Genomic DNA, 16,218 nt, shown 5'->3' on the forward strand with positions numbered 1-16,218 from the left:
GTGCGCGGTATAGTTATTCTTTCCGATTATTAATTGCTCTGGTGTTATGGTTGAAATCACGTCCACAGAAATGACCCCACCTACTGACGATTCGCGAGAATTCCGCCCTATGCGTGGTATCAGTAACCGTCACCTACAGACGATGTTGCCGCGTTTAATACGCCGTAAGGTGAAATTCGACGCCCACTGGCAGCGTCTGGAATTACCCGACGGTGACTTTGTCGATCTGGCATGGAGCGAAGATCCACAGCAGGCCAAACATAAGCCGCGTCTGGTGGTTTTTCACGGTCTGGAAGGAAGCCTGAACAGCCCGTACGCCCACGGCCTGATTGAAGCGGCGCAAAAGCGCGGCTGGCTCGGTGTAGTGATGCATTTTCGTGGCTGTAGCGGCGAGCCAAATCGCCTGAATCGTATTTATCACTCTGGTGAAACAGAAGATGGCACCTGGTTTTTACACTGGCTGGAGCGCGAGTTTGGACGCGTTCCAACCGCTGCAGTAGGCTATTCGCTCGGCGGCAACATGCTGGCCTGCCTGCTGGCAAAAGAAGGCAACGACATTCCAATTGATGCCGCAGTGATTGTCTCTGCGCCTTTCGTACTGGAAGCCTGTAGTTATCATATGGAGAAAGGTTTCTCCCGCGTCTACCAGCGCTACCTGCTCAATCTGCTAAAAGCCAACGCCTCACGTAAACTGGAAGCATACCCGGGGTCGCTGCCAGTGAGCCTCGCGCAATTAAAATCCCTGCGTCGTATTCGCGATTTTGACGATCTGATAACCGCAAAAATTCACGGTTTCGCCGATGCGATAGACTATTATCGTCAGTGCAGCGCCATGCCACTGTTGAATCGGATCGCCAAACCGACGCTGATTATCCACGCCAAAGACGATCCGTTTATGGATAGCCATGTCATCCCACAACCCGAGAACCTGCCCCCGCAGGTGGAGTATCAACTCACCGAGCGCGGTGGACACGTCGGATTTATTGGCGGCACGTTACGTCGCCCTGAGATGTGGCTGGAATCCCGTATTCCAGACTGGCTGACAACATATCTGGAGGCATCATCATGATGATCCCCTGGCAAGACATCTCCCCGGAAGCGCTGGACAACCTGATTGAAAGCTTTGTCTTGCGCGAAGGTACCGATTATGGTGAACATGAACGCTCGCTCGAACAAAAAGTCGCCGACGTCAAACGCCAACTACAATCAGGTGAAGCTGTGCTGGTGTGGTCCGAACTGCATGAAACGGTCAACATAATGCCGAGGAAACAGCTTCACGAGTAATCCGCTGCCGACGGCTGACTATAATAAAAAACCAACCTATTTATGGAGTTGTTATGTCTGCCAAACATCCGGTGATTGCGGTAACAGGATCCAGCGGCGCGGGGACCACCACCACCAGCCTCGCGTTTCGTAAAATTTTCGCACAGTTAAATCTGCGTGCCGCCGAGGTGGAAGGTGACAGTTTTCATCGTTATACCCGCCCGGAAATGGATATGGCGATCCGCAAAGCGCGCGACGCCGGACGACACATCAGCTACTTCGGCCCTGAAGCGAATGACTTTGGCCTGCTCGAACACACCTTCATTGAGTACGGCCAGACGGGAAAAGGACAAGCGCGTAAATATCTGCATACCTACGATGAAGCCGTTCCATGGAACCAGGTTCCGGGCACATTTACCCCCTGGCAGCCGCTGCCTGAACCGACAGACGTGCTGTTTTATGAAGGCTTGCACGGCGGTGTAGTAACCCCGCAACAAAATGTGGCGCGGCATGTCGATCTGTTGGTTGGGGTAGTGCCGATCGTCAACCTGGAGTGGATCCAGAAACTCACCCGCGATACCAGCGAACGCGGTCACTCCCGCGAGGCTGTAATGGACTCGGTCGTACGCTCAATGGACGATTATATCAATTACATTACGCCGCAGTTTTCCCGCACGCATATTAACTTCCAGCGTGTACCCACCGTCGACACCTCCAACCCCTTTGCGGCAAAGAGTATTCCATCGCTGGATGAGAGCTTTGTAGTGATTCATTTTCGTAATCTGGAAGGCATCGATTATCCCTGGCTGCTGGCGATGCTGCAGGGTTCATTCATTTCCCATATTAATACGTTAGTCGTGCCAGGCGGCAAGATGGGGCTGGCGATGGAGCTGATCATGCTGCCATTGGTGCAGAGGCTGATGGAAGGGAAGAAGATCGAGTAATGTGTTCTTTTGCCGGATGGCGGCTGATGCCTTATCCGGCCTACACGTTTATATCCTGTAGGCCTGATAAGTGTAATGCCATCAGGCATGGCATCACGAAGCAGCAATCACTTCATAGGAATGGGTGATATTCACCGCTTTTTCCAGCATCAACGCCACGGAGCAATATTTCTCAGCAGAAAGATCAACCGCCCGAGACACAGAGGCATCTTTCAGGTCGCGCCCCGTCACGATGAAATGCAGATTGATGTGGGTAAACAGACGCGGTGCTTCTTCACGACGCTCAGAGGTGAGCTTCACTTCGCAGTTGGTGACATCCTGGCGACCCTTTTGCAGGATCGACACGACATCAATGGCGCTACACCCCCCTGCCGCCATTAATACCATCTCCATCGGGCTCGGCGCTTTATCACCAGAGTTACCGTCCATCAAAATTTGGTGGCCTGAGGCGGACTCACCGAGGAAGGTTAACCCCTCAACCCACTTTACACGCGCTTGCATATTTCGTAACTCCAATGTTTCAATTTTCCTGACAGATTACGCGTACATAACAATTCTCGCAACGGAAGGCGACCTGCGTCATGCTGAAGCGAGACACCAGGAGACACACGGCGAAAGCTATGCTAAAACAGTCAGGACGCTACAGTAATACATTGGCGTACTGCAGGTATGCAGAGGACATCACATTACAGGCTGCAGTTCACTTTTTAGCAGCCCCTTTCCCAGGTAGCGGGAAGCATATTTTTGCAACCCCAGAGGCAGCGTCGTTTTCTGGCTCTGGAGACAGCTTATAACAGAGGATAACCGCGCATGGTGCTTGGCAAACCGCAAACAGACCCGACTCTCGAATGGTTCTTGTCTCATTGCCATATTCATAAGTACCCATCGAAGAGCACGCTGATTCACCAGGGTGAAAAAGCGGAAACGTTGTATTACATCGTTAAAGGCTCAGTGGCAGTGCTGATCAAAGATGAAGAAGGGAAAGAAATGATCCTTTCTTATCTGAATCAGGGCGATTTCATTGGTGAACTAGGCCTGTTTGAAGAAGGCCAGGAACGTAGCGCCTGGGTACGTGCCAAAACCGCATGTGAAGTCGCTGAAATTTCATACAAAAAATTTCGTCAATTAATCCAGGTTAACCCGGATATTCTGATGCGCCTGTCTTCTCAAATGGCTCGTCGTCTGCAGGTAACGTCTGAAAAAGTGGGCAACCTTGCCTTCCTCGACGTAACCGGTCGTATCGCCCAGACTCTGCTGAACCTGGCGAAACAGCCTGACGCGATGACCCACCCGGACGGCATGCAGATTAAAATCACCCGTCAGGAAATTGGCCAGATCGTTGGCTGTTCCCGTGAAACCGTTGGTCGTATCCTGAAGATGCTGGAAGATCAGAACCTGATCTCCGCGCATGGTAAGACCATCGTCGTCTACGGCACGCGTTAATCCCATCGACATGGCGTGTTACGTAGTAATGCGCCATTTTTGTTTGCTCCGATGTGGCGAAGACTGATTTATCACCCCGAGATCAACTACGCACTACGACAGACGCTGGTGCTATGTTTACCTGTGGCTGTCGGTCTTATCATTGGTCAACTTCATCTGGGGCTCTTGTTCTCCCTCGTCCCTGCCTGTTGCAATATTGCGGGTCTTGATACTCCACATAAGCGCTTTTTCAAACGACTGGTTATTGGCGCGTCGCTGTTTGCCGGCTGCAGTCTGATTATGCAGTTACTGCTGGCACAAACGATACCGCTGCCGCTGATCCTCACCGGCCTGACGCTGATTCTCGGTGTGACCGCCGAGCTAAGCCCGTTGCATGCACGACTTCTGCCCGCCTCACTGATCGCGGCGATTTTCACACTGAGTCTGGCCGGGAACATGCCCGTCTGGGAACCACTGCTGATCTACGCGTTGGGGACAGTATGGTACGGCCTGTTTAACTGGTTCTGGTTCTGGATGTGGCGTGAACAACCGCTGCGCGAATCACTCAGTTTGTTGTACCGCGAATTAGCCGATTACTGTGAGGCCAAATACAGCATGTTGACCCAGCATACCGATCCCGAAAAAGCACTACCGCCCCTGCTGGTCCGTCAACAAAAAGCCGTGGATCTGATTACCCAGTGCTACCAGCAAATGCACATGCTGTCGGCACATCACAATAATGAATACAAACGCTTGCTACGTGTTTTCCAGGAAGCGCTGGATTTACAGGAACATATTTCCGTCAGCCTGCATCAACCCGAAGAAGTGCAGAAGCTTGTTGAACGCAGTCATGCTGAACAGGTGATTCGCTGGAATGCGCGCACCGTTGCCGAACGCCTGCGCGTACTGGCCGATGACATTTTGTACCACCGCTTGCCAACGCGTTTTTCGATGGAAAAGCAGATAGGCACCCTGGAGAAGATTGCCCGGCAGCACCCGGATAATCCGGTGGGACAATTTTGCTACTGGCATTTCAGCCGCATTGCCCGTGTGCTGCGTACCCAACGCCCACTATATGCCCGGGATTTAATGGCTGATAAACAGCGTCGATTACCGTTAATTCCAGCACTGAAAAACTATTTGTCGTTGAAATCTCCGGCGCTGCGTAACGCCGGACGCATCAGCGTCATGTTGAGTATCGCCAGCCTGATGGGTAGCGCTTTACACCTGCCAAAACCTTACTGGATCCTGATGACGATACTGTTCGTCACTCAGAATGGCTACGGCGCAACCCGGGTGCGTATTTTACACCGCTCGGTGGGCACGCTTGTCGGACTGGTGATTGCGGGTGTTACGCTGCACTTTCATATTCCTGAGGGCTTCACGCTGGCAGCTATGCTGCTGATAACCCTGGTGAGCTATCTGATCATCCGCAAAAACTATGGCTGGGCCACCGTGGGCTTTACGGTCACGGCGGTATATACCCTGCAGTTACTGACGTTGAACGGGGAACAGTTTATCGTGCCCCGGTTTGTCGACACCGTGATCGGCTGTTTGATCGCCTTTGGCGGTACGCTCTGGCTGTGGCCGCAATGGCAGAGTGGTTTACTACGTAAGAACGCTCACGATGCACTAGGAGCAGATCAAGAAGCCATCCGCCTAATCCTCAGCAACGATCCGCAAGCCACACCGTTGGCGTATCAGCGCATGCGGGTCAACCAGGCGCAAAACACGCTGTTTAACTCATTAAACCAGGCCATGCAGGAACCCGGGTTTAACTCGCACTATCTGGCAGATATGAAACTGTGGGTTACACATAGCCAGTTCATCGTCGAGCACATCAATGCAATGACTACCCTGGCAAGAGAGCACACGATGTTGACGCCGGATCTGGCGCAGCGATATCTGGAATCCTGCGAAATTGCGCTCCAGCGCTGTCAACAGCGGCTGGAATATGACGGGCCGGGAAGTTCAGGTGATGTGAATATTCTCGAATCACCAGAGATGCTCTCACACGGCCCATTAAGTACGCTTGAGCAGCATCTACAACGAATACTGGGGCATCTTAATACCATGCACACCATCTCTTCTGTTGCCTGGCGCCAGCGACCGCACCACGGTATCTGGCTTAGCAGGCGGCTGCGGGATATGAAAGGTTAAGAGGTTTGCCGGATGGCGGCACAAGCGCCTTATCCGGCAAACAGGCGATCAACCCACCACTTTCTCGACCGCCTGCACGAAGCGCTGCATCCCTTCATCAATATCAGCCTGCTCTACCACCAGCGACGGCGCAAAACGCATCACGTCCGGCCCGGCATTCAACACCATCACCCCTTCGTGAGCAGCAGCGTAGAGGAAATCACGCGCACGACCTTTAAATTGCGGCTTCAATTCAGCGCCAATCAGCAGCCCCATGCCGCGAATATCGCTGAAAATATCAAACTGCTGATCAATTTTCTGCAAATGCTGCACAAAGGCATGGCGTTTGGCCTGAATACCTTCCAGCACTTCCGGGGTATTAATGATATCGAACGCCGCTCCTGCAACCGCGCAGGCCAGCGGGTTACCGCCGTAGGTCGAACCGTGCGAGCCAACATGGAATGCGGAGGCTATCTCCAGCGTCGTCAGTACCGCGCTCACCGGGAATCCACCACCAAGAGCTTTAGCGCTAGTCAGGATATCCGGCGTCACGCCGTAGTGCATATAGGCAAACAGGTCACCGGTACGCCCCATCCCACACTGCACTTCATCAAACACCAGCAATGCCTGATGCTGATCGCACAGTTCGCGCAGCCCCTGCAGAAACTCTGGCGTGGCAGCACTAACCCCTCCCTCACCCTGAATAGGCTCAACCACCACGGCACAGGTATGATCGTCCATCACCGCTTTTACGGCATGCAGATCGTTAAACGGCACATGGATGATATCCGCGGGCTTTGGTCCAAAGCCGTCGGAATATTTCGGCTGCCCGCCCACGGAAACAGTAAACAGCGAGCGACCGTGAAACGCATTATGGAAGGCGATGATTTTGGTTTTGAACGGGCTATGGCGCACGCAGGCATAGTGTCGCGCCAGCTTAAAGGCAGTTTCATTGGCTTCGGTACCGGAGTTCATGAACAACACGCGTTCGGCGAAAGTGGCATCAATGATTTTGCGACCTAAACGCAACGCCGGCTCATTGGTGAACACGTTACTGGTATGCCACAGCGTTTCACCCTGGGTTTTTAATGCCTCGACCAGTGCCGGATGGCAATGCCCTAACGCGGTCACTGCAATGCCGCCCGCGAAATCAACGTACTCTTTACCCTGCTGATCCCAGACTCGACTCCCTTTCCCCTTTACCGGGATAAACTCTGCCGGTGCATAAATCGGCAGAATCACTTCATCGAATGTTGCGCGCGTAATTGCAGTTTGTTCAGTTGCCATGTCATTACCACCCTGTTAAGCAGAAATGCTAGTGAAATTATAATCACAAAATATGAATAAAAAATCACTGAATAGCAACCACAAATCACCGGTTAAGGAAATTAGCCAGCAGCTGATGCCCCTGATCGCTGAGGATGCTCTCCGGGTGAAATTGCACACCTTCCACATCCCAATCCCGGTGACGAATGCCCATAATCTCCTGCGTTTCACTCCACGCCGTCACTTCAAAGCATTCAGGCAACGTCTCAGGTGCGACCACCAACGAATGGTAGCGCGTCACCGTTAGCGGGTTTGCCAATCCCTGAAAAACACCTTGCCCGGTATGCGTAATGGGTGAAGTCTTACCGTGCATCACTTTTGCCGCCCGCACGACGGTCGCGCCAAAGGCTTGTGCCATCGCCTGATGGCCCAGACAAACGCCCAGCATAGGGATCTTACCCGCATAAAGACGAATGACATCCAGCGAGATGCCCGCATCATCCGGCGTGCATGGCCCCGGGGAAATGACGATTTTCTGCGGATTCAGCGCATCAATTTGCGCCAGCGTCAGCTCGTCGTTGCGTCTGACAAGGACATCTGCGCCCAGTTCGCAGAAGTATTGATACAGGTTCCAGGTAAAAGAATCGTAGTTATCGATAAGCAGGATCATGGCGGCTCCGGTACAGAAGAACCGCGCTATTCTACTCAGTTTCCAGAGCTTCGCTTACCACTTTACGAAATATCGCCTGCAGTGCGGACAGGTCACCCATAGCGCCGCTTTGATTTGCCTGGTTCCACTCCTCAACCTGGATGCCCTCCCAGTTGAGTATATACCCGGCATGAATAGCCAACTGTTCGAAGAAAATACGCTGCGCCAGACCGCTGCCAATACGAAACGGGTGTAACACATTAATTTCACAATAATAATGCGCAAGTCGGTCGACAAATTTGTCTTCCGGCAGTCCCACCAGCCAGGACTCGTCTTCCAGGTCCTGCATCAGCACGTTGCCCTCTTTCTCTATCCAGGCAAAATGGCAGAAAGGTGTGTCGCCCTGATAAATATCGACTTCGCGTAGCTTGCCCGCCCAGTCGAAAATATCCTGATAAAGTTGGCGATGAATAGCGCACAGGTAGGGTAAACCACGAACTAACGGCCCCAGTTCAATTGTGGCGGCACGTAGCGCCGTCAATTCATAAGCTGCCTGCGCCAGACGCTGCGCCTGATGAACCCCCAGCCGGTTACGCATGACGTTCAAACCAGGATACAAATAGGGGTCACGTCCATCACCGAATTTATCGCTCATAGTGCCTCCGCAATTCTTCAAGACGCGCCAGGGCATCTTCAGCGCTCAGAGTAACCCGTGGAATATCCACGCCTTCCAGTCGCCGGCTTGCCTGGAAATTGGCATTTCGCAGTTGCGCCCAGAGCCTGGACTTTTGTTTATCGGTGAGTTTTTTCACGTGACCTCCCTGAATGAGCCGACACTTGCCACAAGTATAAGCAGCAATTTCGGGTTACGCAGAGAAGGGGAAGAACGCGGGCAGGAACTACCCGCGCAAAATAGGCTTACGGCAGGACTTTAGCGGAAAGGATAACAATCGGTTTTGACGGAACATTCTGGTAAGGACCGACATCGTGGGTCTGTACCTGCGCAATCTTGTCCGCAACATCCATACCTTTCACAACTTTACCGAACACGGCGTAACCAAAGTCACGCTGGCCATGATCGAGGAATGCATTGTCCGCAATGTTGATAAAGAACTGGCTGGTCGCACTGTCTTTATCCGCAGTACGCGCCATAGCAATAGTGCCTCGGGTGTTACGCAGCCCGTTATCCGCTTCATTCTTGATTGGCGGGTTAGGTTTTTTCTGCTGCATCTGCTCATTAAACCCCCCCCCCTGCACCATAAATCCCGGGATCACACGGTGGAATGTGGTGTTGTTATAGAAACCGCTATTGACATAATCGACAAAGTTTTGCACTGAAACCGGGGCTTTCTGGCTGTTCAGTTCCAGTTCAATGTTACCGGCAGAGGTTGTCAGCAGAACGTGCGGATCCCCTTTCGCTGCCAGCGCTGCGGGAGAGATAGCAGAAAGAGCGAAAACAGCTGCAACAGCCGCCAGAGTCGATTTGAGCATGAGATTTCCTTAAACAAGAGCAGAAACTAGAGCAAGTGGATTGATTCTAAAGAGCCTTCATGAACAAGGCCATCCCTTTACCTAATTTTACGTACTTGAAACAAATGTAACCTCATAGCTGTAAATATCTATGTGATCATGATCACATTCAAAAATGTAACAGGCTCAGTAATTACCAAAAAATATTTAATTACATCACTAAAACGCCTAAAATCTGCCCGCTCACGGCACAGTTAATGTGCCTTACACTTCTATACAGGCCAGTCATGACTAACAGCAATCGCATTAAGCTCACATGGATTAGCTTTCTCTCCTACGCCCTGACAGGTGCGTTGGTAATTGTCACCGGGATGGTGATGGGAAACATCGCGGATTATTTCCATTTGCCCGTTTCCAGTATGAGTAACACCTTCACCTTCCTGAACGCAGGTATCCTGATCTCTATTTTTCTGAATGCCTGGCTGATGGAAATCGTGCCGCTGAAAACGCAATTGCGTTTTGGCTTCATCTTGATGGTATTAGCAATCGCCGGACTGATGCTCAGCCATAGCCTGGCGTTGTTCTCTGCGGCAATGTTTGTGCTGGGCCTGGTGAGTGGTATCACCATGTCGATTGGTACTTTCCTGGTGACTCAGATGTATGAAGGTCGCCAGCGTGGCTCCCGTCTGCTGTTTACCGACTCCTTCTTCAGCATGGCGGGCATGATTTTCCCCATGGTCGCGGCTTTCCTGCTCGCGCGCAGCATTGAATGGTACTGGGTCTATGCTTGTATCGGCCTGGTGTATGTCGCGATTTTCCTTCTGACCTTCGGCTGTGAATTCCCGGCGCTGGGCAAACATGCACAGCAATCAGACACACCGATCGTTAAAGAAAAATGGGGCATTGGCGTACTGTTCCTGGCGATTGCGGCACTGTGCTACATCCTCGGTCAGCTTGGCTTTATCTCCTGGGTACCGGAATATGCCAAAAGCCTCGGCATGAGCCTGAACGATGCGGGTAAACTGGTTAGCGACTTCTGGATGTCTTACATGGTCGGCATGTGGGCGTTTAGCTTTATTCTGCGTTTCTTCGATTTGCAGCGTATTCTGACCGTATTGGCGGGACTGGCCACCGTTCTGATGTATCTGTTCATCACCGGTACACCAGAACATATGCCGTGGTTCATTCTGACGCTGGGCTTCTTCTCCAGCGCGATTTATACCACCATTATTACCCTTGGTTCTCAGCAGACCAAAGTTGCCTCACCTAAACTGGTTAACTTTGTGCTGACCTGCGGCACCATTGGTACCATGCTTACCTTCGTCGTCACTGGCCCTATCGTAGCGCACAGTGGTCCATTGGCCGCATTACAGACTGCGAACGGACTGTATGCCGTGGTGTTCGTGATGTGCTTTATCCTTGGGTTCGTCACGCGTCATCGCCAGCATGGAACTTCCGCTGCCCACTAAATCTGAATGCCGGATACTGATGCTAGTGCATCTTATCCGGCCTATAAGAGAAGCTATTCGTAGGCCGGATAAGGTGCAGCCGCCATCCGGCATATTCTCACTCCCTCTTCATTCGCTGGCGATGTCGGCCAAAACACACTAAACCCCCTTGATTTGTATGCTAATTGTACAAATATGAAAAGCCTGTCAATTCCGTCACTTATAAAAATGCTGACAAATCAGTTATATACCCCTTAAGGAGTATATAAGGCCGAATTTGATTTGTATCAATAAGCGCGGTTGCTGAATCGTTAAGGTAGGCAGTAATAGAAAAGAAATCGAGGCAAAAATGAGCAAAGTCAGACTCGCTATTATCGGTAATGGTATGGTCGGCCATCGCTTTATTGAGGATCTTCTTGATAAATCCGACGCTGCCAATTTTGATATTACCGTCTTCTGTGAAGAACCCCGCAAAGCGTACGACCGCGTACACCTGTCATCCTACTTCTCTCACCACACCGCTGAAGAACTTTCTCTGGTGCGTGAAGGCTTCTACGAGAAGCACGGCGTTAAGGTGTTAGTTGGCGAACGCGCAATTACCATCAACCGCCAGGAGAAGGTGATCCACTCCAGCGCGGGTCGTACGGTCTATTACGACAAGCTGATCATGGCGACCGGTTCCTATCCGTGGATCCCACCGATTAAAGGTTCCGAAACCCAGGACTGCTTCGTTTACCGTACCATCGAAGATCTCAACGCCATTGAAGCTTGCGCCCGCCGTAGCAAACGCGGTGCCGTCGTCGGTGGTGGCCTGTTAGGTCTGGAAGCCGCCGGAGCGCTGAAAAGCCTGGGCGTGGAAACCCACGTGATTGAATTCGCCCCAATGCTGATGGCTGAACAGCTGGATCATATGGGTGGCGAGCAGTTACGTCGCAAAATTGAAAGCATGGGCGTGCGTGTGCACACCAGCAAGAACACCAAAGAGATTGTCCAGGAAGGCACCGAAGCGCGCAAAACCATGCGTTTTGCCGACGGCAGCGAGCTGGAAGTTGATTTCATCGTCTTCTCCACCGGTATTCGTCCACGCGACAAACTGGCAACCCAGTGCGGTCTTGACGTGGCACAGCGCGGCGGAATCGTGATTAACGACGCCTGCCAGACCTCTGACCCGGATATCTATGCGATTGGCGAATGCGCCAGCTGGAACAACCGCGTATATGGTCTGGTCGCGCCGGGTTACAAAATGGCCCAGGTCGCCGTTGACCATATTCTCGGTAGCGAAAATGCCTTCGAAGGCGCGGATCTGAGCGCCAAACTGAAGCTGCTGGGCGTGGATGTTGGCGGTATCGGCGACGCACATGCGCGCACGCCGGGTGCCCGTAGCTACGTTTACCTCGACGAAAGCAAAGAAGTCTACAAACGCCTGATTGTCAGCGAAGATAACAAAACGCTGCTGGGTGCCGTTCTGGTGGGTGACACCAGCGATTACGGCAACCTGCTGCAACTGGTACTTAACGCTATCGAACTGCCGGAAAACCCGGATTCACTGATCCTGCCAGCGCATGCGGGCAGCGGTAAGCCGTCCATCGGTGTGGATAAACTGCCGGACAGCGCGCAGATTTGTTCCTGTTTCGACGTTACCAAAGGCATGCTGGTCGCCGCTATCAACAAAGGTTGTCACACCGTTGCAGCGCTGAAAGCCGAAACCAAAGCCGGTACCGGCTGCGGCGGTTGTATCCCGCTGGTGACGCAGGTCCTGAACGCCGAACTGGCGAAGCAGGGTATCGAAGTCAATAACAACCTGTGTGAACACTTCCCGTATTCGCGTCAGGAACTGTTCCACCTAATCCGCGTAGAAGGCATTAAAACCTTCGAAGAATTGCTGGCTAAACACGGTAAAGGTTACGGCTGTGAAGTATGTAAACCAACCGTCGGCTCCCTGCTGGCCTCCTGCTGGAATGAATACATTCTTAAACCACAGCATACGCCGCTGCAGGATACCAACGACAACTTCCTGGCCAACATCCAGAAAGACGGTACTTACTCCGTCATTCCACGTTCTGCCGGTGGCGAAATTACACCAGAAGGTCTGGTTGCCGTGGGTCGTATCGCCCGTGAATTTAACCTGTACACCAAGATCACCGGCTCCCAGCGTATTGGGCTGTTCGGCGCACAAAAAGATGACCTGCCGGAAATCTGGCGTCAGTTGATTGAAGCGGGCTTTGAAACCGGTCATGCATATGCGAAAGCGCTGCGTATGGCAAAAACCTGCGTAGGCAGCACGTGGTGCCGTTATGGCGTTGGCGACAGTGTAGGTTTCGGCGTCGAACTGGAAAACCGCTACAAGGGTATTCGTACACCGCACAAGATGAAGTTTGGTGTTTCTGGCTGTACCCGCGAATGTGCGGAAGCCCAGGGTAAAGACGTCGGTATCATCGCTACCGAGAAAGGCTGGAACCTGTACGTTTGTGGTAACGGCGGGATGAAACCACGCCACGCAGACCTGCTGGCGGCCGATGTTGATCGTGAAACGCTGCTCAAGTACCTTGACCGCTTTATGATGTTCTACATCCGTACGGCGGACAAACTGACCCGTACTGCACCGTGGTTAGATAACCTGGAAGGCGGTATCGAGTACCTGAAGTCAGTCATCATCGATGACAAACTGGGCCTCAACCAGCATCTGGAAGAAGAGATGGCCCGTCTGCGTGAAGCGGTGGTGTGTGAGTGGACAGAAACGGTCAACACGCCGTCCGCACAGGTTCGTTTCAAACACTTTATCAACAGCGATAAACGCGATCCGAATGTTCAGGTTGTACCTGAGCGCGAACAACATCGTCCGGCCACGCCGTATGAGCGTATCCCGGTCACTCTGGTGGAGGAAAACGCATGAGCCAGTGGGAAAACATCTGCAAAATCGATGACATTCTACCTGCGACAGGCGTCTGCGCCCTGTTAGGTACTGAGCAGGTTGCTATTTTCCGCCCGTATCACAGCGATCAGGTGTTTGCGATCAGCAATATCGACCCATTCTTTGAGTCCAGTGTGCTGTCGCGTGGGTTGATTGCTGAACATCAGGGTGAGCTGTGGGTCGCCAGCCCGCTGAAAAAACAGCGCTTTCGTTTAAGCGACGGCTTGTGTATGGAAGATGAACAGTTCTCCGTTAAACATTACGAAGCGCGAGTAAAAGACGGCATGGTGCAATTGCGCGGTTAATGACTTTTGGGGAGGCGCAACACCTCCCCTTTTTTGACGTATTTGTAGTTCTTTTATTGGTAGGCCTGATAGGGCATTTATGCCTTATCCGGCCTACGGTTACGATTTCTTTTTATTTTTGTACTTCAAGGATAATCAACACATGTTCACAGACACTATTAACAAGTGTGCGGCTAACGCTGCGCGCATCGCACGCCTGTCGGCAAATAACCCCATCGGATTCTGGGTCAGCTCAGCAATGGCAGGGGCCTACGTCGGGCTCGGTATCATTCTTATTTTCACGCTCGGTAATTTACTCGATCCGTCCGTACGTCCTCTGGTAATGGGTGCAACCTTTGGTATTGCCTTAACGCTGGTTATTATTGCCGGTTCTGAACTGTTCACCGGGCACACGATGTTTCTCACGCTCGGCGTTAAAGCCGGCACCATCAGCCACGGTCAAATGTGGGCGATTCTGCCGCAAACCTGGCTCGGCAACCTCGTGGGCTCTGTATTTGTCGCTCTGCTATACAGTTGGGGCGGTGGCAGTCTGTTGCCGGTAGACACCAGCATCGTGCATACGGTCGCGCTGGCGAAAACCACCGCACCTGCAACAGTACTGTTCTTTAAAGGCGCCCTGTGTAACTGGTTGGTTTGTCTGGCAATCTGGATGGCAATCCGCACCGAAGGCGCGGCGAAGTTCCTCGCAATCTGGTGGTGTCTGCTGGCGTTTATCGCTTCTGGCTATGAACACTCCGTGGCCAATATGACGCTGTTTGCCCTTTCCTGGTTCGGTCATCACAGCGAGGCCTATACCCTGACCGGAATCGGTCACAATCTGTTGTGGGTAACACTCGGTAATACTTTGTCCGGTGTCGTATTCATGGGGTTGGGTTATTGGTATGCTACGCCAAAATCGGAGCGACCAGCTCCGGAAAAAATCAACCAGCCTGAGGCTGCTGCCAATAATTAAGGGGTATTTGTCGTGGATCATTTGCCTATATTTTGTCAACTACGTGACCGCGACTGCTTGATCGTCGGCGGTGGTGATGTCGCAGAACGCAAAGCGCGGTTACTGCTGGAAGCTGGTGCCCGTTTAACGGTCAATGCGCTGGCGTTTATTCCGCAGTTCACCGTATGGGCAAATGAAGGCATGCTGACGCTGGTTGAGGGGCCATTCGATGAAGCCCTGCTCGACTCTTGCTGGCTGGCGATCGCCGCTACTGATGACGATGCCGTTAACCTTAGCGTCAGCAATGCCGCAGAGACACGCCGTATTTTCTGTAACGTGGTCGATGCGCCAAAAGCGGCCAGTTTCATCATGCCCTCAATTATCGACCGCTCTCCGCTGATGGTGGCAGTCTCCTCAGGCGGTACATCCCCAGTTCTTGCCCGCCTGCTACGTGAAAGACTCGAATCCGTGTTGCCGCAGCATCTGGGCCAGGTCGCACAGTATGCCGGGCAACTGCGCTCCCGGGTGAAAAAGCAGTTTGCCAGCATGGGTGAACGTCGCCGCTTCTGGGAAAAATTGTTTGTTAATGACCGCCTGGCGCAGTCGCTGGCAAACAACGACCAGCAAGCCGTAGAGGAAACCACTGAGCAATTGCTCAGCGAACCGCTGGATCATCGCGGTGAAGTGGTGCTGGTTGGCGCCGGTCCTGGCGATGCCGGGCTGCTGACGCTGAAAGGGCTACAGCAGATCCAGCAAGCTGATGTGGTGGTGTATGACCGTCTGGTTTCCGACGATATCATGAACCTCGTGCGTCGCGACGCAGATCGTGTGTTCGTAGGCAAACGTGCCGGTTATCACTGCGTACCGCAGGAAGAGATCAACCAGATCCTGTTGCGTGAAGCGCAACAAGGTAAACGCGTAGTGCGACTGAAAGGCGGTGACCCGTTCATCTTTGGACGCGGTGGCGAAGAGCTGGAGACCCTGTGTCATGCCGGTATTCCATTCTCTGTCGTACCGGGCATTACCGCAGCTTCTGGTTGTTCTGCTTACTCCGGTATCCCACTGACCCATCGCGATTATGCGCAGAGTGTACGCCTGGTCACCGGACACCTGAAAACAGGCGGTGAACTGGACTGGGAAAACCTGGCAGCAGAGAAACAAACACTGGTGTTCTACATGGGACTGAATCAGGCGGCAACGATTCAGGAAAAACTCATCGAGTTTGGTATGCAAGCCGATATGCCGGTTGCCCTGGTCGAGAATGGTACTGCCGTAACACAGCGCGTCGTCAGCGGTGTGCTGACACAGCTTGGTGAACTGGCAAAACAGGTTGAAAGCCCGGCACTGATTATCGTGGGCCGTGTTGTGGGATTACGCGATAAGCTGAACTGGTTCTCGAATCATTAATTCGCCAATAACACCGAGATGATACGAATAAAAAAACCGGGAATTTCCCGGTTTTTTTGGTTC

At 52.5% G+C, this 16,218-nt stretch carries 15 protein-coding genes and 1 pseudogene; 10 read left to right on the top strand and 6 right to left on the bottom strand.

Annotated features, from left to right (window positions below; all coding sequences use genetic code 11):
* The 3 genes and pseudogenes from OGX95_RS13655 to OGX95_RS13665 all read left to right on the top strand — a co-directional run bounded on the left by OGX95_RS13655 (position 1) and on the right by OGX95_RS13665 (position 2,207).
* Positions 1-1,069 (top strand): annotated as a pseudogene (locus tag OGX95_RS13655) (hydrolase).
* Positions 1,066-1,284: a YheU family protein gene (locus OGX95_RS13660; RefSeq protein WP_045448370.1), complete on the top strand. Its 219-nt coding sequence runs from the start codon at positions 1,066-1,068 to the stop codon at positions 1,282-1,284. The pseudogene OGX95_RS13655 and the gene OGX95_RS13660 overlap by 4 nt, the downstream one beginning before the upstream one ends.
* Positions 1,285-1,337: 53 nt before the next feature.
* A complete protein-coding gene (locus tag OGX95_RS13665) occupies positions 1,338-2,207 on the top strand; it encodes a phosphoribulokinase (RefSeq protein ID WP_286629804.1) in 870 nt (289 codons plus the stop codon).
* Positions 2,208-2,300: 93 nt separating this feature from the next.
* Here OGX95_RS13665 and OGX95_RS13670 read toward each other — a convergent pair whose 3' ends face one another.
* The gene (locus OGX95_RS13670) at positions 2,301-2,708 is read right to left on the bottom strand and encodes an OsmC family protein (protein ID WP_286629805.1); all 408 of its coding nucleotides are present in this window, start codon (positions 2,706-2,708) and stop codon (positions 2,301-2,303) included.
* Positions 2,709-3,017: 309 nt separating this feature from the next.
* Here OGX95_RS13670 and crp point away from each other — a divergent pair, with 309 nt between their 5' ends.
* Positions 3,018-3,650 carry a cAMP-activated global transcriptional regulator CRP gene (gene crp / locus OGX95_RS13675; RefSeq protein WP_000242758.1) on the top strand — a complete coding sequence of 211 codons (633 nt, stop codon included), beginning with the start codon at positions 3,018-3,020 and terminating at the stop codon, positions 3,648-3,650.
* A 51-nt stretch (positions 3,651-3,701) separates the two neighbouring features.
* The gene (locus tag OGX95_RS13680; RefSeq protein ID WP_286630080.1) at positions 3,702-5,789 is read left to right on the top strand and encodes a YccS/YhfK family putative transporter; all 2,088 of its coding nucleotides are present in this window, start codon (positions 3,702-3,704) and stop codon (positions 5,787-5,789) included.
* A gap of 48 nt (positions 5,790-5,837) precedes the next feature.
* Here the strand turns inward: OGX95_RS13680 and argD are convergent, their stop codons facing one another.
* The 5 genes from argD to ppiA form a co-directional block, all read right to left on the bottom strand.
* On the bottom strand, positions 5,838-7,055 hold the full coding sequence (gene argD, locus OGX95_RS13685; protein ID WP_286629806.1) for a bifunctional acetylornithine/succinyldiaminopimelate transaminase: 1,218 nt from the start codon (positions 7,053-7,055) through the stop codon (positions 5,838-5,840).
* An 85-nt stretch (positions 7,056-7,140) separates the two neighbouring features.
* Positions 7,141-7,704, bottom strand: coding sequence for an aminodeoxychorismate synthase component 2 (pabA, locus tag OGX95_RS13690; protein ID WP_286629807.1), 564 nt, complete (start codon positions 7,702-7,704; stop codon positions 7,141-7,143).
* 31 nt (positions 7,705-7,735) lie between these two features.
* On the bottom strand, positions 7,736-8,338 hold the full coding sequence (locus tag OGX95_RS13695) for a putative adenosine monophosphate-protein transferase Fic (protein WP_286629808.1): 603 nt from the start codon (positions 8,336-8,338) through the stop codon (positions 7,736-7,738).
* Positions 8,328-8,495, bottom strand: coding sequence for a FicA/YhfG family antitoxin (gene ficA / locus OGX95_RS13700; RefSeq protein WP_137381140.1), 168 nt, complete (start codon positions 8,493-8,495; stop codon positions 8,328-8,330). The genes OGX95_RS13695 and ficA overlap by 11 nt, the downstream gene beginning before the upstream one ends.
* A gap of 106 nt (positions 8,496-8,601) precedes the next feature.
* The gene (gene ppiA, locus OGX95_RS13705; RefSeq protein ID WP_137381141.1) at positions 8,602-9,174 is read right to left on the bottom strand and encodes a peptidylprolyl isomerase A; all 573 of its coding nucleotides are present in this window, start codon (positions 9,172-9,174) and stop codon (positions 8,602-8,604) included.
* A gap of 266 nt (positions 9,175-9,440) precedes the next feature.
* Here ppiA and tsgA point away from each other — a divergent pair, with 266 nt between their 5' ends.
* The 5 genes from tsgA (at position 9,441) to cysG (ending at position 16,155) form a co-directional block, all read left to right on the top strand.
* Entirely contained in the window at positions 9,441-10,622 is a 1,182-nt protein-coding gene (gene tsgA / locus OGX95_RS13710; RefSeq protein WP_286629809.1) for an MFS transporter TsgA, read from the top strand.
* A gap of 328 nt (positions 10,623-10,950) precedes the next feature.
* Positions 10,951-13,494 (top strand): NADPH-nitrite reductase large subunit, encoded by a 2,544-nt coding sequence (gene nirB, locus OGX95_RS13715; RefSeq protein ID WP_286629810.1) that lies wholly within the window; start codon positions 10,951-10,953, stop codon positions 13,492-13,494.
* On the top strand, positions 13,491-13,817 hold the full coding sequence (gene nirD / locus OGX95_RS13720) for a nitrite reductase small subunit NirD (protein ID WP_286629811.1): 327 nt from the start codon (positions 13,491-13,493) through the stop codon (positions 13,815-13,817). The genes nirB and nirD overlap by 4 nt, the downstream gene beginning before the upstream one ends.
* 142 nt (positions 13,818-13,959) lie before the next feature.
* Entirely contained in the window at positions 13,960-14,769 is an 810-nt protein-coding gene (gene nirC / locus OGX95_RS13725) for a nitrite transporter NirC (RefSeq protein WP_286629813.1), read from the top strand.
* Positions 14,770-14,781: 12 nt separating this feature from the next.
* Positions 14,782-16,155 carry a siroheme synthase CysG gene (gene cysG, locus OGX95_RS13730; protein ID WP_048213540.1) on the top strand — a complete coding sequence of 458 codons (1,374 nt, stop codon included), beginning with the start codon at positions 14,782-14,784 and terminating at the stop codon, positions 16,153-16,155.
* The last annotated feature ends 63 nt before the right edge of the window (positions 16,156-16,218 follow it).

The sequence above is a fragment of the Citrobacter sp. Cu233 genome (assembly GCF_030332225.1).
In the GTDB taxonomy this organism is placed as follows: Bacteria; Pseudomonadota; Gammaproteobacteria; order Enterobacterales; family Enterobacteriaceae; genus Citrobacter.